Source organism: Pseudidiomarina sediminum DSM 21906, from assembly GCF_000423165.1.
Taxonomy (GTDB): domain Bacteria; phylum Pseudomonadota; class Gammaproteobacteria; order Enterobacterales; family Alteromonadaceae; genus Pseudidiomarina; species Pseudidiomarina sediminum.
Genome location: NZ_KE383983.1, coordinates 683,361 through 706,768 on the forward strand (window position 1 = coordinate 683,361; position 23,408 = coordinate 706,768).

Annotated in this window: 17 protein-coding genes and 1 pseudogene; 6 read left to right on the top strand and 12 right to left on the bottom strand. The window is 51.6% G+C overall.

Going from position 1 to position 23,408, the window contains the following annotated elements; all coding sequences use genetic code 11:
* Positions 1 to 5 precede the first annotated feature (5 nt).
* The 4 genes from G535_RS0108525 to G535_RS0108540 form a co-directional block, all read right to left on the bottom strand.
* Positions 6 to 2,708 (bottom strand): TonB-dependent receptor, encoded by a 2,703-nt coding sequence (locus G535_RS0108525; protein ID WP_026861684.1) that lies wholly within the window; start codon positions 2,706 to 2,708, stop codon positions 6 to 8.
* Positions 2,709 to 2,822: 114 nt separating this feature from the next.
* Positions 2,823 to 3,734, bottom strand: coding sequence for a LysR family transcriptional regulator (locus tag G535_RS0108530; protein ID WP_241970448.1), 912 nt, complete (start codon positions 3,732 to 3,734; stop codon positions 2,823 to 2,825).
* A 75-nt stretch (positions 3,735 to 3,809) separates the two neighbouring features.
* Complete coding sequence (locus G535_RS0108535; protein WP_026861686.1) at positions 3,810 to 5,120, bottom strand: aminotransferase class V-fold PLP-dependent enzyme; 1,311 nt, start codon at positions 5,118 to 5,120, stop codon at positions 3,810 to 3,812.
* A 3-nt stretch (positions 5,121 to 5,123) separates the two neighbouring features.
* Complete coding sequence (locus G535_RS0108540) at positions 5,124 to 7,544, bottom strand: TonB-dependent receptor plug domain-containing protein (protein ID WP_026861687.1); 2,421 nt, start codon at positions 7,542 to 7,544, stop codon at positions 5,124 to 5,126.
* A 354-nt stretch (positions 7,545 to 7,898) separates the two neighbouring features.
* Here G535_RS0108540 and G535_RS0108545 point away from each other — a divergent pair, with 354 nt between their 5' ends.
* From G535_RS0108545 to G535_RS0108555, 3 genes are all read left to right on the top strand, one after another.
* A complete protein-coding gene (locus tag G535_RS0108545; RefSeq protein WP_026861688.1) occupies positions 7,899 to 8,312 on the top strand; it encodes a GreA/GreB family elongation factor in 414 nt (137 codons plus the stop codon).
* Positions 8,296 to 8,685 (top strand): nucleoside diphosphate kinase regulator, encoded by a 390-nt coding sequence (gene rnk / locus G535_RS0108550; RefSeq protein ID WP_026861689.1) that lies wholly within the window; start codon positions 8,296 to 8,298, stop codon positions 8,683 to 8,685. The genes G535_RS0108545 and rnk overlap by 17 nt, the downstream gene beginning before the upstream one ends.
* Positions 8,686 to 8,830: 145 nt before the next feature.
* The gene (locus G535_RS0108555; RefSeq protein WP_026861690.1) at positions 8,831 to 9,070 is read left to right on the top strand and encodes a hypothetical protein; all 240 of its coding nucleotides are present in this window, start codon (positions 8,831 to 8,833) and stop codon (positions 9,068 to 9,070) included.
* On the opposite strand, the gene cysQ is transcribed toward G535_RS0108555, so the two are convergent.
* From cysQ to G535_RS0108570, 3 genes are all read right to left on the bottom strand, one after another.
* Entirely contained in the window at positions 9,060 to 9,884 is an 825-nt protein-coding gene (gene cysQ, locus G535_RS13285) for a 3'(2'),5'-bisphosphate nucleotidase CysQ (protein WP_241970447.1), read from the bottom strand. The two genes, G535_RS0108555 and cysQ, sit on opposite strands and share 11 nt — an antisense overlap.
* Before the next feature lie 117 nt (positions 9,885 to 10,001).
* Positions 10,002 to 11,939 (bottom strand): ATP-binding protein, encoded by a 1,938-nt coding sequence (locus G535_RS13900; RefSeq protein ID WP_051207081.1) that lies wholly within the window; start codon positions 11,937 to 11,939, stop codon positions 10,002 to 10,004.
* Entirely contained in the window at positions 11,936 to 12,673 is a 738-nt protein-coding gene (locus tag G535_RS0108570; RefSeq protein ID WP_026861691.1) for a class I SAM-dependent methyltransferase, read from the bottom strand. Before G535_RS0108570 ends, G535_RS13900 begins: the two co-directional genes overlap by 4 nt.
* Before the next feature lie 146 nt (positions 12,674 to 12,819).
* On the opposite strand from G535_RS0108570, the gene galE reads away from it, so the two are divergent.
* Entirely contained in the window at positions 12,820 to 13,836 is a 1,017-nt protein-coding gene (gene galE / locus G535_RS0108575; protein WP_026861692.1) for a UDP-glucose 4-epimerase GalE, read from the top strand.
* Here the strand turns inward: galE and G535_RS13295 are convergent.
* The 4 genes from G535_RS13295 to asnA form a co-directional block, all read right to left on the bottom strand.
* Positions 13,833 to 14,942, bottom strand: a complete 1,110-nt coding sequence (locus G535_RS13295; RefSeq protein ID WP_051207083.1) for a cytochrome-c peroxidase — start codon at positions 14,940 to 14,942, stop codon at positions 13,833 to 13,835. The two genes, galE and G535_RS13295, sit on opposite strands and share 4 nt — an antisense overlap.
* Entirely contained in the window at positions 14,929 to 17,595 is a 2,667-nt protein-coding gene (locus tag G535_RS0108585) for a porin family protein (protein WP_026861693.1), read from the bottom strand. Before G535_RS0108585 ends, G535_RS13295 begins: the two co-directional genes overlap by 14 nt.
* Positions 17,567 to 20,287: an Ig-like domain-containing protein gene (locus G535_RS0108590; RefSeq protein WP_026861694.1), complete on the bottom strand. Its 2,721-nt coding sequence runs from the start codon at positions 20,285 to 20,287 to the stop codon at positions 17,567 to 17,569. Before G535_RS0108590 ends, G535_RS0108585 begins: the two co-directional genes overlap by 29 nt.
* 127 nt (positions 20,288 to 20,414) lie before the next feature.
* The gene (gene asnA, locus G535_RS0108595; protein WP_026861695.1) at positions 20,415 to 21,359 is read right to left on the bottom strand and encodes an aspartate--ammonia ligase; all 945 of its coding nucleotides are present in this window, start codon (positions 21,357 to 21,359) and stop codon (positions 20,415 to 20,417) included.
* A gap of 168 nt (positions 21,360 to 21,527) precedes the next feature.
* Between asnA and asnC the strand changes: the two genes are divergently transcribed.
* Positions 21,528 to 21,974: a transcriptional regulator AsnC gene (asnC, locus tag G535_RS0108600; protein WP_026861696.1), complete on the top strand. Its 447-nt coding sequence runs from the start codon at positions 21,528 to 21,530 to the stop codon at positions 21,972 to 21,974.
* A gap of 6 nt (positions 21,975 to 21,980) precedes the next feature.
* Here the strand turns inward: asnC and G535_RS0108605 are convergent, their stop codons facing one another.
* Positions 21,981 to 22,883: a LysR substrate-binding domain-containing protein gene (locus G535_RS0108605; RefSeq protein ID WP_026861697.1), complete on the bottom strand. Its 903-nt coding sequence runs from the start codon at positions 22,881 to 22,883 to the stop codon at positions 21,981 to 21,983.
* Positions 22,884 to 23,078: 195 nt separating this feature from the next.
* On the opposite strand from G535_RS0108605, the pseudogene G535_RS14390 reads away from it, so the two are divergent.
* Positions 23,079 to 23,396, top strand: a pseudogene (locus G535_RS14390) (EamA family transporter); the annotation flags it as partial.
* Between the last annotated feature and the right edge of the window lie 12 nt (positions 23,397 to 23,408).

A 23,408-nucleotide genomic window follows, 5' to 3' on the forward strand; every position in this document is an offset into this window, starting at 1 on the left:
ACTCCTTAGAAGTTGTAAGTGAGTTGCGTGTAGAAGAAGCGACCAATTGCGTTGTACGTGTTGATATCAAAGTTGATATTCAAGTTGGTACGACTGGTTGGCGGCTGCTTATCACCGATATTGTTGATACCGAATTTAGCGCGTAGTCCGTTCCCGAAGTCATAACTCGCGTTCGCTGAATGGTAGAACACTGAGCCAATTGAATAGTCTTCGCCGCGGAACGTTTCCGTGGTGTCGCCAATATGACGCCAGCTATATGCAGCTGACCAGTCGTTGTGCGACCATTGCAACTGGAAGCTACTCCGTAGCTCAGGAAAGGCCTCGCGCGAGCGCGCAATACCGACCAGATCTTCGGTTTCGGTCGAGCCATCGGCTAGCGTGCTGACTTGTTTGTAGTCGCTAAGATAAGACACATTTAAGGTCATATCAAAACGGCCCAAATCAGTCGCTAAACGATAGCTCGTAAGGAGATCATAACCGCTAACTTCAGTGCTGTTTAAGTTCACAGGGCCATCGACGATGTTGGTGATTTCACCGCTACTGTTACGGCTAATCACGCCACAATTACGGCCTGTGGTGGCACATAAATTCAACAGGTTTTGCGCACCAAAGGTACTGATGGTGTCCATGACTTCGATGTTGTAATAATCGACGCTAACGCTGAGGTTTTCGAGCGCAGCAGGGGTCCAGACGATACCAAAATTCACGTTGTCAGAGGTTTCTGGCTGTAAGTCACGGTTCCCGCCGACAGTAACCGGTTGTTGTGACGCGGTTTGCGTGTAGTCTGCTGGAACGCCGCTGCAGCCCGGTAACGATTTGTCGGTCGAACAAGGATCGTTTAACGGTGCGAAGGTTTCGCGTTGGCCTTCAAACAGCTCAAGTACACTTGGTGCCCGGAAACCTTCGGCCCAATTGGCGCGAACCATAACGTCGTCATTGACACGCCACAACGCGCCGACCTTGGCGTTGCTGGTACTGCCAAAGGTGGAATAGTCACTGAAGCGCATGGCAAGGTTGAGCTCGAGTTGTTGTGCCCATGCGGCATCGGTGACTAACGGTACTGTGGCTTCTGCGTAGGCTTCGTACAAATCGTAGCTACCACGGGTACCTTCACGCGGTGATGACGTGGTTGCGCGGTAATTATTGATGCGTGGGTCAGCACTGATGTTTGGATCTTGTTCATCAATCCCTTCTTCTTTGCGGTATTCAAGACCTGTTGCAACGAGTATTTCACCGGCATCAAGTTGTGCGACAGGGCCGGTAAAGTTCAAGCGTGCGTGGGTTTGTCGTGATTCGTTATGATCTTCACCGCGAAAGCGAATATAGTCGGCCATTTCACTGGTGAGTGGATTAAATAAGTTCACTGGCACACAACCTGCCGCCAGATCACTTACATCGGCCTCAATTCCGGTTGTATCGCAAGCGCGTAAACCAAGCGCAAGTCGGTCGAGGTCAAGCTGATTATCGCTGACAAAGGTCGCTTTGTTGCGAGCATAACTGGCAAAGCTATCCCAGCTCCAGGTCGCCCCAATATATCCGTCAAAGCCAATACCTAAGCGCATGGTGTCCACGTCTTGGGTGTTCACCCGTTGGCCAACTTCATCAAAGAAGTTGTAGACGCGGAAGTCACTGCCGCTAAACTCAACCCCAAACGGGTTAACGCGAGCATCGTTGGCAATAACAAATCCGCGGCTGCCACGAATCACCGGTGGTGCCGAACTGAATTGTTGGTTCGATTGACGATTGTTGTAGAGCGCTTCAATACGCATAGTGACGTCATCCATTGGTTGTACCCACTGTGCGTACACTGAGGTGCGCTCAAGCGGACCAACGACATAGTTGTTGTCCCAACGGTTGTATTCATCGCTGTCGGTAGCGGCGCGCCAATTGTCAGGGTTACTGCCGTCCACATTGGGATCACGCGTGATGCCATCTGGACCGTAGTTGGCAAGACCGGCAAGGCTGTCTTCTTGGAACACGCCTTGGGCGCTACCAAAAGCAAGACCGTTCAATGGCGTACGTGTCAGGTCACGATCTTGGCTGTAAATGGGTTTCTGATCAGCGTAACTGACCGCGACCATTAAATTATTTGCGCCGAAATCAACACCGTGTAGAAAGTCAAAGTTCGCTGACTCTCGGTCACCTTCACCTGCTTGCCCGTAATAAGCTTTGGCTTGGGTACCGACATAATCTTTGTAGGTTTGAATGTTCACAACACCTGCAATAGCATCGGCACCGTAGATAGCCGTCGCGCCGTCTTGCAATACTTCAACACTTTTTACGATAGCGTTAGGAATAGTGTTGAGGTCAACGAAATCGCGAAAGCCTCGTGTGCCAGCGCCGTTGACCCAGCGGTTACCATTCACCAAAATCAGGGCACGGTTTTCACCGAGGTTACGTAGGTTGATGGTGCTTGAGCCGTGAGAGGTACCGGCTGAACCGTTGCCATTCAAGCTGGCACCAACGGAGGGTAATTCTTGCAAAATTTCGCCGATCGAGAGCGCCCCGCGAATTTCAAGATCTTCCTCATCGAAGACTTGAACCGGTGCACCAGACTCTTCTTTGCGCGCGATACGTGAACCTGTCACCTTAATGGTTTCTTGTGCCTTGGCTGCATCGTCTGCTGCTTGCGCAATGGCATTCGATGGTGCGAGGGCGATCGCAATACCACAGGCGACCAAAGATTTAACGAACAATGCTGATTTCATAGTGCGTCTCCGCAATTTTAAGTTTTAGTTATTTTTTGCAACGGAGGCAAGCTAACAAAGCTAAGAATGGCTATGCAATCTTATTTCATTTACTGATAAGGGTATTACATTTTGTTATTCGTGTGCGTGGTTTTTGTTCGCTAAACGTTCTTTGCAAAAGTTCATAAAACGTTGATTCAAAAGTGAAAGAGGCGCATGTTGCGAGGTGATGAAACCGTATTCAATGGGGATGGTTGGGGTAAAAGGAAGCAATACGAGTTCATCGCCTTGATACTGCTGCGCGAGCGCGCCATTCACAATGGCAATACCGAGTTGACGCATCGCGAAGGCGCAAGCGGTTGCAACATTATGGGTGTCGATACGCGGTCGCAGTGTCAAGTTATGTTGCCGAAAAGCATGTTCGATTTGTCCGCGTGAAGTGCGGCCTTTGCCCAGCAAGATCAACGGCTGTTCAGCAAGGTCTGTTGGGGTAAGTCGTTGGTGTTGCTGAGCAAGCGGATGTTCGCAGTGGAGGGCACACATCATTTGGCTGGTGAATAAAGGTTCAGCAGTAATGCCAGGATGCCGTTCGGGGAGCTGAATAAAGCCACAGTCGAAGGCTCGGTGGGCTACTAATTCGCGGGTTGAATCAGGGCTGCGTGAGTCAAGGGTGATGGTGACGTTCGGGTACTGCTTCATAAAATCTGCGATAATGTCGGCTAAGATACCTGCCGCAAAGCTCACCGGCGCAACCACCTTTAACGAACCTATACTGGTATTTTTGATATTGTGCGCGAGTAGGTTGAGGCGCTCTAAACTCCCCATAGCAACGTCAGCCTCATTGAGCAGTGTATGTGCTTCATCGGTGGCGACCAAACGACCATGCTCGCGGTGAAAAAGGGCGAAGCCAACATAGCTTTCGAAGCTCGCTAAGAGCCGGCTGACGGCCGGCTGAGTGAGACCCAACTCACTCGCTGCGGCTGTCGTTGAGCCAGTGCGCATCACGGTATGAAAGGCTTCGAGTGCTTTGAAACTAAGTTTAGACATGATCATTCCCGCAATACCGTGGTTTGGAATAGCGAGTTGTACCACACTTTCGCTGGCGAAGGCAGCCCTCCCGCGTTAGCGAGAGAGGGCTGTGATGAGCGTATCGAGTTCGCTGGTAAGGGTGAAGGTGCTGGGCGTGATCCGCACGCATGCGCCTTGCGCTAAGCCGGTGCGATGCACGCTAAAAATGTTGTGCTGCTCGAGTAACCGCTTTGCTAATGCCTTATTGGCATCCACACTGGTTTGCTCGCGGTAGCGCAATGAAGTGATGGTGGCATAGCCTCCGGTTGGGGTGTCCGCGACAATGCTAAGGTGCGGAAGATCGCGTACTCGAGAAACCCAATAATCACGTAAATAGCGCAAACGTGCAGCTTTTAGCTCGGCGCCGATGGCATCATGAAAGGCGAGCGCCTTAGGAATGGTGAGCCATGCTGCGTAGTTAAAGGTTCCGGTATGAATACGATGATAGGTCTTGCCAATTTCTTTGTTAGGATCAAAGGCAAGCCCATCGCCCAAAGCCGGAGCAATGTCGACAAGGCGTTCGCGTTTGATATACATCACCCCGCAACCAATGGGGGCTCCCATCCATTTATGCAGGTTGAAGCCAACAAAGTCGGCACCTAGATCGGCTAAGTCGAAATCCATTTGCCCCCATGAATGGGCTGCATCGACAATACAATCGACTCCGAATTCACGCGCCATCGCGACAATCTCTTTGATCGGTAGTACCAAACCATGGCGGTGGCTGAGGTGGGTTAACAGCAGCAGTTTGACTTGCGGGTGTGCGCGAAGGGCATCGCGATAAACGCTGACATAGTCATTCGCGTTGGCCTGCTCAGGCAGGTTGATCTTAACGACATTGACACCGCGTTGGCGCATGGCTGCTTGCATACTGTCATAATCGACATCGGCGTACATCACTGCGTCGCCTTTGCCAAGGTGGCGGTAGCCACTAATCAAGTTATTCAGGGCTTCACTGGCGCCACGGGCGAACGCAATTTCATCGGCGCCGCAACCGAGCCGCTGAGCGACATCGGTAACAATAGGTTTGAGTTCGCCATAAAACTCACGGCGGCTGTAATAGGAGCTCAATTGATTGACGCGCTGGGTTTGCTGGACGTACTCCTCCAACACTGGCGTGCTCATGACGCCCCAGTTGCCATTTTCAAGTTGAATGACCTTTTCCGGGAGCTGATAAAAACCGCGGACATAGCTCCAAAACACCTCATCACGAACTAACTGCTGAACGGTGGTGGCCTTAGTTAGTTTTTGTAATGCACTGATGCTGTGCTCGCTGTTCGCGGTTGCACTGGCAGCTAGGGCTTTGGGCACAAAAGGAAGTGCCGCAAGAGCTGCGGCACCTTTTAGAAAATCACGACGTTGCATGGCTTAAAACGCGTAATCAAAGCGTACGTAGTACTGACCACCATCAGTATCGTACGGTGCATGACGTGAGTAAATCAAACCACGGTTGGCTTGGAAGGTGGCTTCGTCAGGGTAGTTGTCGAACAGGTTCTCAATGCCGAAGCGCACTTTCGTTTGGCTGTTAATGTTCCAAGTTGCAGCGATGTCAAACAAGGTTTCAGCGCCGAAATCTTGGTAGATTTGGCCACTTGCTTGGTCAGCAGCGTCGGTCCACTCACCGAAGTAACGCACACGGGCGTAATAGTCCCAGTTGCCCACATGCCACGTCGCGCTTAAGTTGGCGCTCCAATTTGGCAGGCCATCTTCAATTCGGGTAACGTTATATTCGTTGACGGTGCCGTCCTGACGTGTCACTTCGGTGCTGTTGTAGTTCACCGCACCGGCGACATCGATGTCACCATAGTCGGTGCTAAAACTGTAGTTACCAGCGAGGTCAACGCCGCGCGTACGGGTATCAAAAGCGTTGGTGAAGAAGTTCACGCTGGTGAAGCTCTCTGCACCGGCAACGCCTTGCGCGAGGAGTTCTTGGCGAATTTCATCGGTCACTGCATAGCTTTGTGACTGGCCGAAGCGGTTATCCACGTCGATCTGGTACATGTCCAATGACGCGTTGAAGCCGCTGTCGGTGCGGAAGGTTAAACCTAAGGTGTAGCTTACTGAGTCTTCAGCTTCTAACGGCTTAGCACCGAAGTATTGCGCGACTGGACTGTTTGGTGACAAGCGACCTGCCGTAAATAGATTTAAGGTCACAGTATCAAGACCTTGGTAAATACGGGTGCTCTCAAGTTGCCCTGGCGTTGGGGCGCGGAAGCCGGTGCTGATGGTGCTGCGCAGCGCCACACTGTCCGTCATTTCGTAGCGTAGTGAGAATTTACCATCAAGGGTGTCACCGAATTCAGAGAAATCTTCAAAGCGGATGGCTACCCCTGTGGTTAAGCGATCCGTCAGTGGCATTTCGATGTCAGCATAAGCAGCATAGCTACGCTGATCGTATTCGCCCGCTTGTTGTGGACCAAAGCCTGGGAAACCGTTAGATCCTGAAGGTAAGCCTTCTGCTGCCGCTGGACCTACCGCATAAGAGGCGTAGTCACCGGCACCAATTTTGTAAGTCTCTTCACGCGTTTCTGCGCCGAAAGCAACGTTGGCAGGGTAAACGAAGAGGTCACTTTCCCATAAGTAAACGAAGTCGAGGTTGGCGTTGACTTCTGTTTGTTGCAACTGACCAATGTAGAAGCTGGTAGGGCTGTCGGTACCGAGTGAGGCATTAATACTTTCATCCATGGTGTAGTCGATGAGGTTGCGACCATAGGCAACGCTCGCTTCCCATGAAAAGTCTGAGTTGAACTCACCGCTAAAGCCAGTGGTTAGCGCAGTGTCTTCATCTTCAGAGCCAAACTTTGGTGAAAAGCCCGCAGGGTAGAGTTCGTTTAAATCGTACTCTGGATAGTTTTCTGGGCTCGGGCGGTAGGCGCTGGTGGTCAGCGGGTTACGCCAGTTAAAGTCTGAGACACCTTCACTTTCGCCGTAGGTGGCAAAGCCATACCAACGGGTGTCGCCCAAGTAGGCTTCTGCATTAAACGCAAGGCGAAGCGCTTGGCGTTCAGGCTGCCCCCAGTTTTGGACCGGGTCGTTTACTTCAATGCCGGTTTGCTCTTCAAAATCGATGGCATCAGGACGCTGGCGTGAACGCGAGGTCATATCGGCGTCGGTGTACTCTAGCGTAGCGCTCAGGTGGCCGCCATTGGCAAGTTTGGTACCTGCACGCAAGGCAGTTTGCCACTCAAAACCGTCGCCTTCGTAGTATTGACCGGCTTGGGTGTAACCTGACACACCTTCGCTGTCGTCAAGGATAATGTTGATAACGCCAGCAATCGCGTCTGAACCGTACTGTGCGGCAGCACCGTCACGCAAAACTTCGATCCGCTTTATCGCTGCTGCTGGAATTTGTGCAAGGTCGGCACCTTGGGCACCACGTGAGCCTAACAGCGCGCTGCGATGGCGACGTTTACCGTTGATCAGCACCAAGGTGTGATCCGGGCTTAACCCGCGCATGGTTGCTGGGCGAACGAACACCAAGCCGTCATTCATTGGCAGGCGTTGTACGTTAAAGCTTGGAGCTAGGGTGGTTAGAATGTCGGTCAGTTCACTTGATGCGGTTGCATTGACTTCTTCTTTTGAGAAGACATCTACCGGGGCCATCGTATCAAACTGTGAACGGGCCATGCTACGAGTACCAGTAACGATAAGCGTCTCATCTGCCTTGGTTTCTTGCTTTTCCTTCGCTGCTTCACTGCTACTGGCATCCTGCGCTTGAGCATATAGAGGTTGACTCGAAAGTACTGCGGTAAGTACCAAGGCCAAGTGGCTTAGTTTCGGGTACTGCATAGGTTCTCTCCGATGTTGTTTTTAGAGTAGGTGCCGATTTGCGGCGCCCGAAATCCTAGAGAACCTTTGTGACAGTATGGCGACACTGTGATGACACTTGGTCGAATAGTTGATGACAGTTGTTACGACTTGCTTACGCAGCGGCAACAAATGTAAAGGTGTGGCTATTGATGTTTTTTTGGCTTGGGGTAGAATCGGCTCATCTAAACTTAGGAACCTGACATGTTGTTAGTAAAGCGCGTGATCGCGCACACCATTCTTATCTTCCATCTCTAAGCCGACCGTGTCTGGTTACGCGGTCGGCAGTCTGTGCTGTTTCCGTTTCACCGCGTTATTACTGAGATTTAGGTCACTATGTTTAAGCCGCATAAAGAGCGCAAATGGGTTGCGCTCTCGAGTTATTTCCCGATGTTCCGTCAAACCGACTTTCAACGTTTGACACATCCGGTGTTTCTGCAAGATTTTCTGGTTCGGTTAGAACAAGCGCAAGCCTTAGGTGATCGTGCGCAAGTGGTACGTGTGTATTCATTTGTCCGATTGCTTGATCAGCAGCGCTTGTTGCGTACCGAATTTCAGTTAGTACCAGCGCATCAACATTGTCCAGAGCGCGGACTGGTGTCGATTTCATCGCCGATGGGGATGGAAGTGATAGGTCGAAAACTCGGTGCAAGAGTCACCATCGACTCAGCTCAAGGGAGACAGTGTTGGATGATAGAAGCCATCAATACCAGTTATTTAAAGGAGAATTTTCGTGTCCAACCTACCTGAAATCTACATTTCGCAGCACGACTATCAACGTTTAGAAGCGTTGTTAGACGATTTTGCCAACGACGACGCTAATACCTTGGCGTTAGAAGATGAGCTGGCGCGCGCCAACGTGGTGCCGACCAGTAAATTGCCAGACGATGTGGTTTGTATGAATGCCCGCGTGCAGTTCCAAATCCAAGAGTCAGGCAAAGTGTTTGAGAAGCGTTTGTGCTTCCCGCAAGATCGTAAGAATGAAACCGACGATATCTCTGTGTTATCTGCGGTCGGGAGCTCACTGCTTGGTTTACGTGTCGGTGATGTGATGCCGTGGCAACACAATGGCAAGGCGCTTACCGTCGTCGTACAAGCGGTTGAGCAGCCTGAAGAAGATTAAATCAGAGCTGTTACAGACCGAAACAAAAGCAAGCATGCAGCCAATTGTTGAGTGTTTTTGCCAATGCTAACCTAGTTTTGTTCCAATGCTGACGTGAGCATCGCCGTATGTAACGGCGATGCTGCGTTTATAGGTGAGCAAAACGATGAGTCATCATTTCCAGTTTTATCGTAAAGTTTCGCTGTATTTCAACGACGAAAAATTATTCAGCTATAGTGTTCCAGCGCGGCAGTCACGCTGGGCAGTATTGCGTGCTGTAAAGCGCAGCTTTCAAGCTCATGACTACGTAACCCATGCGGTGGTACGCAAGCGTGATGGCTCTGAAGTCACAATAAACTATCCGCTGGGCTGGCGGTCCGCCCTAGGCCTGCTCCTTACCAGTTAGTGTTGATGGCTACTGCGTCGGGTAATTTAGCGCCAAAAGCGATGAAACTCGGATTCAGGAACGAGGCTTTTCTGTTATAGCTCAATCGCGTTCCATCTAAGCACATCACATGACCGCCTGCGGCTTCCAAAATCGCTTGTCCGGCGGCAATATCCCATTCAGCAGTAGGGCCCAGACGTGGATACAAATCGACTAGGCCTTCGGCAAGCCAACAGAGCTTTAATGAGCTTCCCAGAGGTATTTCACAGTAGGGCACGCTGAAGCCGGCCAAAAAGTGTTGCAACGTGGCCGAGGGGTGTGAGCGGGAGCTTGCAATGCGAAGTGGCTGTTGCGGCGCTTGCACAGCTATCGGTTGGTGGTTCTTCCTCGCTCCGGTGTTTTCGCTACCACTGTAAAGGGTCTTCAGCGCTGGGGCATAAACCACCCCAGCAATCGGATGGTGATTGTGGATAAGGGCGATGTTTACGGTAAATTCATCGTTGCGATGAAGAAATTCTTTAGTGCCATCAAGTGGATCGACCAACCAATAGGTTTGCCATGTTTTGCGCTCCGCCCAAGTTGCGGCGGCGGACTCTTCCGAGATAACTGGGTAATGTCCAAGGGGAGCGGGAAGTTGAGCTAAAGCATGGACGATGGTGTTGTGCGCCAGCGCGTCGGCTGCTGTAACCGGGGTGTTGTCTGCTTTTGTTCGCAACTGTAAGTTTTTAGAAGCTTGCGGCGTCGCTGCATCGAGTGTGCAGTAGATAGGCAAAATGGCATCGCCGGCGGCAATAGCGATGGCTTCAAGCGCAGCCATCTGAGTCAAATTGAGCATCCCTTTTCCTATCTACTTGATATAGTTTGTGTTAAAAATATTTAAAGTTGTTAAGAAATGATGTAAATTAGCATCAGTTTTTGATACAACATTAAGCATAACGTTTTAGCACCGCTATCATGGAGTATTGCCCATGGATGGAACTGCCACGGAAGGCAGGGTGCAACCCTTTCCTAATGCCACTTCGGTATACCTGCAATCTTTGTTAAGTAGCTTACGATATGTCGTTGCCCAGTCAGCGAGTGCGGCGTCAACCATGACCTGTTGTTGTGCGCCTTTAAAAAGCGTGGTCGCTAGGGGCTCTGGTACTTTCTCCGTTATGATGAGCGTAGCATACTGATCCATCGGAAGACCATGTGGTATCGCCATCTTTGCATCACAGTGACAAATCATGGCCGACACCTCGGCTGAGGTGAGCAGCAGTTGTCCAGCTTGGTACAAGGGGCATTGCGTCGCTAAGATTTCGGGCGTCCTTTCTGCGCGATGCAGGCTGACTTGATTGGCGTTGCAAAGGCCAACGGTATGCCCGAGTGCTACGGTGGCTTGCATCAGCTGTTTGGTTAAGGCGTCATGATGCGCGTCGCCAACAACTAGGCTGATAGGAATACGGCCATTACCGTTGACGCGGGCGCGCAGCACGTGCTCGTACAGGTGGACCGCAGTGGTCGAGCCGAGATCGGGCTGCGCGTTGACTTCACAGATTGCGGCGCCAGAGTCACGCCATGACACGCTGATATCAGGGATCAGTAAATCGACGCCGGCTAGATCGAGTCGTAACGCCGCGGCGGCACGTGTAGCCAGTTGACGATTATCTGGATGAACCTGTTCGCTGACCACTTGCGGTCGTCCTCCGGTGGCTATGTTGGCGATACTACTTAAACGTACAAATTGGCCTTTGTCAGGAACACTTTGAGGCGTCAGTTGCTGTTGTTGCAAACAGCTTTTAGCTGCGTCATTCAGTTGCAAAGGTTTGAGCGTTTGCGTGGGGCCTGGACGACGTTCTGGGGTGCTGTTTTCCTGTTGAATGAGCGCCAAAATCGTCTGTTTTCCATCACCATAGACGCCTGCCGGTACACGTTCTACTGCCCAAATCACTTCACCATCCAGCACGGTTAGGCGGTAGTCCTTACCCTTGACATGTTGCTCTACGAGGACGTGCGGGTCGATAGCTGCGGTCGCCGCATACGCCTGACGTAACATTTTCGCTGAAGTCAGGTTCGCTTGCACGCCCGCACCACCGTCTTTACCTAACGGTTTAACAACGACGGGATAACCGACCCGTTCCGCAAAACGCAGCGCCTGTGTCACCTCGGTTGTGGCTTGGTTGACGGTGGTCGGCAAGCCAGCTTGGCGGAGGCGATGCGTGGTTGCTGCTTTATCGCGTGCAAGTCGTACGCAGAGGTTGGGAGTGGCAGCGGTAAAGGTATGTTCAAACCAACGTGCGTGTTGGCCGTGGCCATACTGCAGGGCTTTGGCCGTGATTGGAATAATGGGCATGTTCTGGTCATGGGCTGCAGAAATAAACAGCGGATGTGCGCTTTGACTGCGAACGCGTTGCCGCAGGTTCTCTAATTTAGTGAACACGAAACGTTGTAACTCAGCGGGGAGAGGTTGTTGCAGCCATTGTAGGTTAGCAGCCAGTACGAGCTGCCAACAATCGAGCACAATCCCCGTGGGAATAAATGGCACCGGCAAACAGATGCGTACAGGGGTGTCGCTTGGCCATTGTGGCGGCAGAATGACGCGTACTGGATCACGGTAGCGAAACCCCAAAAAGTGTAAGCACGCGTCGAAGCAGTTGCCGAGCGCGTTAAACCAACTTGCCGGATCATGAATGGTTTCGTCTTGCGGCGTCGCGACCGCTAAAATGCGGCGCCAATGGGTCATAAAGTCTTGTGCTCTTGTGTGTGTGGCGCTGTTTTCGAGGTGTTGGATTAAGGCCGGTAAGAGCACCATGCCAAGCTCTAGCGAGGGTTGTCGTCGACCGTCAAGGTAGCCCGGAATCGAGGTTTTGTGCGTTGCTTTAAGCCAGTGGGAGAAATTTTTCGCGGTCATGGTTTGAGTGCCGTTATGGTAGTGAGTGCCCAAGGCATACCAACCTGCTGAGTAGTTAGTGCGGGTGGTCCGAGGTAGTCATGAATCGCCTGTTCAAGGTGTTGCAGGTTGGCGGTACGTAAATCGAATAGTTTATGACTAAAGTGTGCCATGTCGTTGGTGCTGTCAAACCACCAATGAAACGCGCAATGCTGATGGTTGATGATGTGAAAACCACAGCTCTTTAATTGCGTAAGGGTTGCGGCATTCAAATAAACGCCTTCGTGTCCGGTGCTGTTGTGCGCCCCAATGTAGTCATCAAGAAAACGTGCCACCGCAGAGTGCTCTTCAACATCAGAAAGTACCAGCCGTGCACCGGGCTTTAACACGCGAAAAAGCTCATGGAATAGCGGCAGCTTGTCATCCAGATGGTGGACACCAGCGAGACTAATGGCAGCATCGATGTGTGCTGTAGCCCATGGTAGGGGCAGTAGCGGTTGGGTAGAGGCCTCGTTGGTGTGATGGTGGGTAAAGCTGGCGCAGGGCTCATGACCAAGCCACTGACAGTCGTTAGGAAGATAACGGCGCAAGTAGCCCCCACCCGCAGGGACATCGGCAACCGTCATACCGCTATTAAGTTGTGCCGCAGTGATGACTTGCTGAAACTCTTCAGCGCGCGCATTGGGATAGCTGCGCATCGCCTGTTCATAGGCTGTGCCGCGTTGGTTAAAATGTTCTTGATAGCTTTTCGCCATAATGCCGTACACGGTTGTTATTATGTTTTTGTTGAGTGTAGCAGTAATTTTTGTGATTTTTGAAAAACATCGCCAAACTGCCGCTTTGCGGCAAGCTAAGAAACCTTGATATACTTCAGGTCTCTTTGCGTAAAAGGCGTTGAAACATGATCTTAGTGACAGGTGGTGCTGGTTACATTGGTTCGCATACGGTCGTCGCGTTGCTCGAAGCGGGCTACGAGGTAGTGGTGTACGACAACCTCTGTAATAGCTCGGCGACGAGTATCGCGCGGATTGAAGCGGTAACGGGGCGAGCAGTGACCTTTATTCAAGGTGATGTGTGTGACGCCGCGCACTTAACGCAAGTTTTTCAACGCTTCCCAATTCAAGCTGTGCTGCACTTTGCGGGTCTTAAAGCCGTCGGCGAAAGCGTGGCAGAGCCGCTGCGTTATTACCGGACGAACGTGGCTGGTACCTTAACGCTTGCCCAAGTGATGGCCGAGCATGGCGTTAAACAACTGGTGTTTTCGTCATCAGCAACCGTATATGGTGATCCGCAACAGGTGCCGATTGTTGAGTCGAGCCCCGTTGGTGGCACCACCAACCCGTATGGGACATCGAAGTATTTGGTCGAGCGGATGTTAGCGGATATGGCGCAGGCTGATCCGCAGTGGTCGATTGCGGTGCTACGCTATTTTAATCCGGTTGGCGCGCACCCATCGGGAATGTTGGGCGAAGATCCCCGTGGCACGCCGAATAATTTGGTGCCTTATATCGCCCAAGTTGCCGTCGGTAAGCTGGCCCAGTTGCAAATTTTCGGTGACGACTACCCAACGCCCGACGGGACAGGTGTACGCGATTATATCCACGTGCTGGATTTGGCCAGTGGCCATGTCGCTGCACTACAACATCTCGAAACGGGTAAAAATGGGTTACTGACGGTGAACCTTGGTACTGGACAAGGCTACTCGGTATTGGAGATGGTCAATGCCTTTGCAGAGGTTGCTGAACGGCCGGTCCCTTATCAAGTGGTGGCTCGTCGAGCTGGCGACATTGCCGCGTGTTATGCCGATGTCAGCTACGCTGAACGCGTGCTCAATTGGCGCGCGCAACGTGGGTTACGGGAAATGTTGCAAGACACTTGGCGCTGGCAACAACGCAATCCGAACGGTTACGACGCTTAAAGCATCTGTAAAAACGCCAACAAGGCATCTTGTTCTTCGTGCGTTAGCTCAAATGGCACGAGTTTATCACTGACTGCAGGGAAAGGTTGCGGTAGCAACTGGCTGCTTGGTGGTGTTACGCGTGCGCCGCCGTGCCGGTAAAAGTTAATGATTCCCTTCATGTTGTTAAACAAGCCGTTGTGCATCCAAGGGCGAGAGGCCATTAGGTCGCGAAGCATCGGCGTGCGGAAAGCTCCCAAGTTGCCAATGTGTTGCTGCTGCTCCCAAGCACCTAAGTCCTCGTAGGTTCTGCCGTAGTAATGTAGCCCCGTGACATGGAGCTGTTGATCGGAGAGCAATGGTCCATTGTGACAGCGCAAACAGCCTGCTTTAGTGCGAAATAGATGTAGCCCTTCTAACTCTTGTGTACTAAGACGTTTGCGCGCGTTTGCGTAGTCATGTTCAGCAATGGCGTGGAGGAACTGGTCGAGCCGATTCTTTGGTTGTCCCGCTAAAGTTAAAGTGCGTTGATACGCTGCTAAAGCTGCAGCCAAGGTCCACCAGTCGACCTGTTCGTACCCCTCATAATTGCTGCGAACATAGGTGACAGCGTGTGCAATTGAGCTGTCCATTTCATTGGGATCTTCCAGAGGACCGCGCGCCTGTTCTTCAAGTGAGCCGGCGCGATTGTCCCAAAATAGGCGTTGCCACAAATGCACATCAAGTAAACTCTGTGCATTGCGTTTGCCCTGACGTCCCTCGACGCCTGGGCTCACACGCTGTTGATCGGCAAAGGCGGTACTACTATTGTGGCAACTCGAACAACTGACGGTGCCGTCGCCAGAGAGTGCTGGATCATGGAACAGCCGTTCGCCCAGTGCGACCGCGTTAGGTTCCTGAGTCGGTGGTACCGGGAGCGGCGCTAAATCAGCGGTTGCTCCGCTCGCGCGTTCTGGCCATTGCTGCTGTGGTTTGAGGTACCAGTGCCAAAGAGGATCATCACTGCTGGCAGCGGCGGAGTGAGGAGCAGAGGAGAGGAGAGCTCCGCCACCAACCAGCAGTAGATGAAACAGGAGGGGCAGTGCCAAAATGCCCATGTAGGTCAATTTAAACTTAGTGCCAGTCATAGCTTACTCCAAACCAGAACGAACGCCCGGTCTCAAGGCCAGCGGTTCCTGCTGCTACGCTATGGGTACGGCTGTTGAGCAGGTTATCAATTTCAAAACTAAAGCTGAGCTGTTGGGTCGCACTTAACGGAACATCGTAGTGAATATTGGCATTGAGTAACGTCCGCGCGGGACGTTCAGTTTCGCGGTAAACCGGGTAGTTCAAGGCGTTGAGTTCACAGTCGCCGCAGATCGCATCGCCACGGTCTGCTTCGCGATACACCCCCGTGAATACGGCGCTTTCATAAGTGCCGACATAGCTCAATTGCAATTGTGTGGACAGGCGTTGATGCCATTGGCTGCGGAGCGATAGTGAGCCGCTGAGTGGACGGCTGTAATCGGCTTGACGACGGGTTAAATCATCTAGGCTCATTAAGCTAAAACGGGTGGCGCCGTTTGCGTTACGATCTTGGAAAAACACGATCTCATCTTCTGGCACCGATTCAATGCTGTTGTCATAGGAATCAGCAGAGGACTCGTTTTCAGTAAAACTGGTGTGCAACCAAATACCATGACGACCAAGTTGATGTTGGTAGGAGAGTGTCAGACGCTGATGCGTACCTGAGCCCTCGTTACCTTGAAAAATTTCGGTGAAGCTGCCCTGATCTTCCGTATTTTTTCGAGTGATTTGGTCACGCTGCCAGCGTTGTACAGCTTTGATACTGAAGACCCCACCTGCTAAAGCATACTTCCACGCCAGCGTTACCTCATCGGCGTAGGGCGTTTTCAAACCATCGAAACGGTAGCGGTAGTTTTGCGCTAAGCTCGAAGTGGTCCAGTCCTGAACCTGATTGCCAACGAGGGTGCGGTACTGCGTAATGTAGCCGCGTTGCTGTTCGCGAATTTTGTAGGTCAGCACGTTAGTACCGTAGTACCGATTGGCACCTACGATCCAAAGGCTGTCGCCATAATCGAGCCCAAGTTGCAGGCGCGGCGCAAGATTGAGGTTTTTTAGAAAGTCGTCATAGTCAGCCCGTAGCCCTAAATTCAGGCGAACAGCGTTCCAGTCAATAGTGTGCTGGGCATAGGCGCTGTACTCTTGCAATTCAACGTTAATGTTTTCTAGTGGGTAGATGCGGCGATAGCGAAAAAACTGCCCACGGTTTTCAAGGTTGTCTTGATAGGCCTGCAAATGGACTGGGTTGCTGAGATCAATGACGCCACCTAGCTGTAATGCCAGTTCATCTAACGAAATGAAGTAACTTTGCTCGATACAGTCGATACTTTGCCCACGGCAGTCTAAGTTAGCATCCCGGTACGGACTGTTATAGATGACCGCGGTTTCATGGCGGTTTCGCGCTACCTCAAGGTAAGCAACATCCACGCCAAGCTCAAGCTGATGACTGGCGTTGCCCCATTGCCACGAATCAAAGCTGGCACTGGTCTGCCAATTGAGATTGTGTTGTTCTTTGTCGATATCGCCGTAACCGCCCTCAATACTAAGAGGGGTTTCACCGATGTTCAGGCCCCATTGTTTTCCGGGGGCTCGGGACCATGGTCGAAACAGTGCTGGCGCGCTGCGGCTGTTGTCGGAACGGCTGTAAGAGAAGTTGCTAGTGAGGTCGATGTTAGCGATACGCTGTAGGACTTTCGCTTGGCTTGAAAAGCCACCGCCTTCGAGGGCGAAGTTGGAGTCACGTATGTCGGTAAGAATGTAACGGCCTTCATAAGGGGCATAGCTTGCGCTTAGTTGCACTTGATCAAACCCCCAGCCGTAGCTACTTAAGCGCATATGACCACTTATCGATTCACGTTCGGTTGCGACCGGCTGAAGCAGTGACCACTCGGTGATGGTCGAGGTGGTGCGGTTGAGGCCAATATCTAAAGTATAGTCGGCGCCGATTGGGGTGCCGACAGATAAGCCCAAGCTACGCTTATTAAACACTGGTGTTTCTATGAGCTCTTCATCAGCTGGCGGCGGCGTCTCATCATTGTAGGTACGCTCGTCAATCAAGCGATAGTGGTTCCAACGTGACTCACTGCCGCGATAGGTCAGCTTGAGACGAGGTTTACGGAGTTTATGTTGACGCGGTTGTACGTCAACGACGCCTCCGGTAAAACCACCAAAGCGCGCTGGAACATTGCTGTCGTACACGGTGACGTGATCGACCAATAACTCATTGATAAAGGTTGCCTGCGGGTGCCCTTGCACGTCATTTACCTGAGCCACTGAGCTGGTGCTCGAGGCGGGATCGATGCGCGAGTTGTTGCTAACCCCATCAAAGTAAAAGCCTGTTTGCCACGGTTGAGCACCTGAAATAGAGAGCAGTTGTGCACGAATCTCAGCCTGCAGGTCAACAGCATTGGCGGCTTCGCTGCCCTGTATACCAGGTAAGTTCAGCAGCATATCGGTGATATTACCGTTGCCTTTATTGAGGCCATCAAGGTAGTCGCGAGAGAGCTGATACTCACCGTTAAGGGTAATGCTCTCAGGTGCGTAGCGTTGCCCTTGTACCACAATGCGCTCCAAGGGAGTGATGTTGGCTTTTTCGGACTGCTCTTGTGTTGTTGTTGCGGCTGCACCGTCGTCGGTCTTGGCGTACACCGGTGCACTGGCGAGCAGCGCACCGGTTAGACCGGCGAGACTAGCCCAACGGGGTTGGATCAATCGCATCTTCTACTCCGTCATTATCAGCATCATCATCGGTGGCAACCTCGTTGGCGTCGAGTTGCTCCTGAGTGGCACTGACCGCCAAAAAGTTTGCGCGGCCATCGTCATCGGTATCGACACTGGCGATGGCACTTGTAGGGAAGTCGTCTTGATATGCTTGAATTTGCGAAACCGTGGTCAGCAAAGCGTTGTATTCCGCCGTACCTAATGGCAGTGCGGCCACGAGTTCCTCGGCCTTTTGTGTGTTACCAAGGCGTGCTAGCGCGCGCGTGGTTGCTTCAGCCAGGTCGATTTGATCCGCCGCAGAAAGCTGTCGGATGGTGTCGACCAGTTGCATGCTGACGTCATCGCTGATGCTGTTGAGTAACGCCAGCCAGCTTGCGTACTTGGTGTGGTTGTAATCCCGAGAACGTAAGTAAAACGCTAGCGAAGCACGGTTATAGTCGTATTCGATACGGGCTGCGTTGGAGAGATGCAAGGCGATGTGTTGCAACATGTCAATACGGTCTAATTGAGAAATTGAACTCTGCTGGCTTTGCGCTACGGCGTGTTGCACCATCGCAAAGGCGCGATCGTAGTCGCGGCTTTGCGCGAATAAGAGTGCAAAGCTGAGCGCGGCTTCGGCATGTGGTTTTGCCTCTGTGCTGGTAAATAATGTATCGAGTTTGCCAGTGATACGTTGCGCAACCTTAATAGCTTGCTGAGCGTTCCCTGCCAATTGCCATGCGTAAGCAGCATCGAGGTGGGCGTTGACGACGTCAAGATTGCTAACGTCACCATCGACGTGCGAAAACGACGCGCTGGCTATGGCCTCGCAGCTTGCCGCGGCATCAGATGCCGCAAGTGCCGCGCTTTTTTGATAATAAGCGACAAATTTTAAGCAACCACGCGATCCTGTCATATAAAGGGTCGCGCCGCCATTTTCTGCCGCGTAGGCTGCGGACGTAAGCACTTCAAGGCCAGCTTGGTAGGCGCGATCTGCACCATCGAAATCCCCGAGGTAAGCAAGTTGTGCGCCGAGGTTGGCCGAGGCAGCGCTCTCGGTGAGCTGCTGTTGTAACTCGCGAAGATCGTCTTGGTAATCGCTTGTTAATGCGGCGATCGCTGCGTCGATGCTACCGCCATTGAGGACCCCTGCAAGTGCGCTCATCGCTGAAATGGAACGCTCTGCCATAAAGTAGAGCTTATCGTCGGGCGGAATGAGGGCCATCGCCGGATTGTTGCTTGCTGTAACGCTGGGGTAGAGCGCAACGAACAGTCCCGCAGCAGTTGTTAATGGGTAGTTAAAGTCGCCAAGACTGGCGCTTGCATAAGGTTTAGCGGGACGTTGGTAGGCACTGTCATAGGTGACGTCAGCGTAATAGCTCAGCGCTTCGGCCAGTCGGTCTCGGGCTTTGTCTAGTTGGCCGATCGACAAGTAATACTCGGTTGCAGTGACGGTGTACATTGGCGCCAGTCGATAGGCTCTTTGTCCTGCAAAGTCTCCTGACTTAACGGTTTGGTAACCAATTTGACTGACGGTATTGGCGAAGTCGTCAATTGCCGCCTCAGCGCGCTCCCGATCGCTCTCGAGATAGGATGCGTGATATACGTCAATTTGCTCATCGACGAGATCTCGGTACGCCGTGAGCAGTTTTCCTAAGGGAGTGGAATACGGCTGTTCGGCGCCTCCTATTTTGCTGAGGTAGGCTTCAATTTGTCGACGGGTGCTTGCTGCACCATCAAAATCCTGTACGTTTTTTTGATCGTCGGCCAAGCTTAAGAAAAAGTCCGCATCTGAACTGGAGATATTTTCGACGCCGTTGTCGGCGACATAACTACTGTAATAATCAAGCGCTTTTAATCGTGCTGCACGGGCTTTTTCCGGCTGCTGAGTTTCATCGTAAGCATACGCGAGTTCGGCAAAAGCGTAGGCGCGATTTGCTTGTCCGGTGAGCTGTTCATCTAAAATTCGCTGCACTTGTGGTTCAATGGATGCGCGCGCATAGCCCTCGACAAGGGCGATATATGCGGGTGCTGTTTGAATCGCATCATCTAAATTGGCGATGCGTTGTTCTGCTTGTTTTAAGTGGGAATGGTGGGAGTGATAGTAATAGGCTGATTTGTCGGCATTGGTGGCATAAGCAGGGGTTAAGTTTACGGTCTTTTCGACCGTTACATGACCATCATTCAAGGCCACGATGAAGCTCTGGTTAGGCAATGTTAAGTCGATAAACGCTAACGAAAAACGGCCGTCACTATGGAGTGAAAATTGCCCCTCTGCGGGCGCTTCAACCAAGCTAAAAGTGACCGCATCGCCGTCGACGTCTGCAGCGTTGAGTTGGCCTTCAATACGTTCCCCAGCACTGACTGTTATGGTTGAGGCGACCAAGGTCGGTGCATCATTGACTGGCGCAATGTCGAGCTGTACAGAGTAACGGGTGTTGCCAGCCTCAATGAGTATCGTGTCACTGCCAAAATAATTCGCATCAGGCGTGTAGGTGATCAGTGCCGCGCCAAGGCTTACTTGACCGTGTTGCGGCGAAGTAATGACGATAGGGGTGCCGGTGAAGGTCACTTGCTGCTGCCACTGGGCGTCTTCGTTGAGTTGGCCTTGTATAACTTCAGTCGTGGGCTCTGAAGAGTCCGATCCACCGCACGCGGATAAGAGAAGTAAACTGCTCGCCACGGCATTGAGTTGCCACATTTTTCGCATGAGTTGCGCTCCCGAAACTTAGAATGAGTGTTCGGGATGGATCGTAATGCGAACTATTCTCATTTGCAAGTATTGCGAGAGGTTTTCTTGGCAAGGGAGTGTTATCCCTTGCCAAACAGCAGGTTAGCTAGATTGATGGGGCTTGCACCTTGGTAATATGATCTTGTCGTAACAGCCACATGGCGACGCGCGATTGACCAATCCCACCGCCAATGGTTGCCGGTAACTCACCTGCCATTAACTGTTGATGCCATGGTAGTTGCAACGACGCCGTTTGCTGGGTGAGCTCAAGTTGCTGACGCAGCTCTGCTGGGGTGACACGAATGCCCATTGAAGAGAGCTCTAGTGCGTCGTCAATGGCTTCGTGCCAGACCAGTAGATCACCATTAAGGCCATAAAACCCAGCGTCGTTTGGCGTGCTCCAATCGTCGTAGTCGGCGGCACGGGCATCGTGCTTTGAGCCATCAGTGAGTTGGCCCCCGATGCCGATGATAAAAACCGCTTTGTGCATTTTGGTGATTTCACGCTCGCGCTGTTTAGCGGTTAAACGTGGATACATTGCGCGTAGCTCTTCACTGTGAATGAAGTACACTTGCTCAGCGTAACTTGCGTGCCATAACTCAACGTCATACGCGGCCTGTCGCAGTGCCGTATAGATGTCGGTGACCCTTTGTTTGAGGGTGGCCAGTGAACGTGTGTCTTCGTCGAGCACTTGCTCCCAGTCCCACTGATCCACCTGTACCGAGTGACGTTCGCTAAGGCGCTCCTCGTCAGGACGAAGGGCAAGCATGTGGGTGACAATCCCGGCTCCAATGGGTAATTGATAGCGCCCTAGGACGGCGCGTTTCCATTTGGCGAGTGAATGGACGACTTCGTAATCTTTTTGCTCCGCTTTCACGTGAACAGTCACCGCATTTTCTGTGCCGCTCAGCGTATCTTGCATGCCGCTGTCGGCAGCGACAATCAGCGGGGCTTGGATGTGAATCAAATTCAAGTTTTCGCACAATGCTTTTGTAACGCTGTGTTTCAGGGCGGCGATGTTTGATTGTAAAGCTAGTGGTGACTGTAACATGTGCAAAAAACTCCTGTTGTGTTTGGTTTTATGCATCATCCACTACCGGTGACAATTTATTCAATAGGTTGTAGGATAAAAGCCCTATGCGGGTGGTTGTTTTTTAATCATCTGCGAATTTATTAGATTCTATCTAATTTACACCTGGGTTTCGGGTAAGAGGTTTAGATGATCGACAATTTAGATAAAAGTATTCTACAAACGCTGCAAGATAATGCGCGGACCTCGTACGCGGAGATTGCAAAACAGCAAAAAGTGAGCCCTGCAACCATCCATGTGCGGGTCGAGAAGCTCCGTCAGGCCGGTTACATCGTCGGTACCCATGTGCATGTTGATCCGAAGAAACTGGGGTATGGCGTGTGTTGCTTCATCGGTATTAATTTGGCGCGAGCAGGTGATTACCCGGCAACGCTAGCGCGTCTCGAAGCTCTGCCTGAGGTTGTCGAAGCGCATTATACGACCGGCCAATACAGTATTTTTATTAAAGTGATGGTGAAGTCGATTGATGATTTGCAGCGTTTATTGATTGATGAAATTCAGTCCATTGAAGAAATTCAAGCAACCGAAACCTTGATCAGCTTACAACAACCGATTTTACGTCCGGTCCCCATTTGAGCTTGATTAACCCAGACGGTGCCCCTTACAGAGGCTCATCAACCAGTCGGTGAGCGCTTCATGTGAGGGGTTGGTGGCATAAGCTTCTGGGTAGACCAAGTAAAAACTGTCTTCCGTGCGAATGCTTTGCATTGGCAATTCAAACAGTTCGTTCTCACGCTCCCGCGCGGTGGTCATAAACTCGTTCAAGAGAGCTATACCTTGGCCATACTTAGCCGCTTCTGCAGCGAGGAGCAAATGGCTGAAGTGGTGAATTTTGACATCCTCAGGCATTTTACAGCCGGCCTTCTCAAACCACACTTGCCAATCCCGTCCTGGTTGATAGTTTTCAAAGGCTGATGCGGCCGACAGTAATGGGTACTTAGCCAGTTCTACGGGATCTTCAATACCGCGTAATTTGTGCCAGAGGGTTGGCGCACAGTAAGGGGTTAAGGTTTCGTCATATAAGTGCCAACGGATAAAGCCACTGCGCGGTGGTTTGGTGGTAATAAAGCAATCGGCCTGGCGAGTGTCGAAATCGCCGTCGCGGATCAAAATTTGCAAGGATAAGTCGACGTTTGGAAAACGTTGACGAAACTCATCAATTGCTGGAATCAGCCATTTCACCGCAAGTGAGCCAAAGAGAGCAAGGCGGAGTTTGCCGTCGGTACCGGTTTTAATGCCTTTGGTTGCCAGCTGAATGGTATCGATAGCAGAGTGAATCTTATCGTAAAAACTCTTACCAACTGCGGTGAGCAGCAACTGCCGGCCGCGCCGAATGAAAAGCGGGTGCCCTAAATATTCTTCGAGTAATTTAATTTGATGACTGACCGCACTTTGCGTAACAAAAAGGCGCTCTGATGCTTGCGAGAAGCTACCAAGTCGAGCGACTTCAGAAAAATAGTGGATGGCGCGAAAGGGAACGGTCATTTGGTATCAACTTTTCTCATATAACGGGAAATAAATATCATTTTAGGTAATGAGTAAGTCAAAGTAAAATCTCGCGCACGATACAGATGCGGTTGTAGCAAGCGGGAGGTAGCAATGGATCGTTCACTTATTCAAGCTGTGATGATGCTGGTCTTTGGCAATAACGTCGCTATTCTCTCTGATTCCCTGATTAAAATGTTAGGCAGCTACGACGCACCGTTTCAGTTTGCGTTAATGCGCCAGATCAGCGGTCTTATCGTGCTCATTCCGGTCATGTTGCTAATGAAAAAATCACTACGCCCGCGCGAAATGCGTTGGCACATGGTGCGTTCACATGTCTGGTTCATTAGCTCGTTATTTATGGTCATTTCGTTGACCACACTTCCTCTAGCAACGGCGAACGCGGTGTTTTATGCGGCGCCGCTGCTAACGGTGTTTTTGGCAGTGTTGTTTTTTGGCGAAAAAGCTTCGGGTTTGGCGATTGTCACATCAGTGCTTGGCTTGATTGGCGTGCTCGTTATCGTT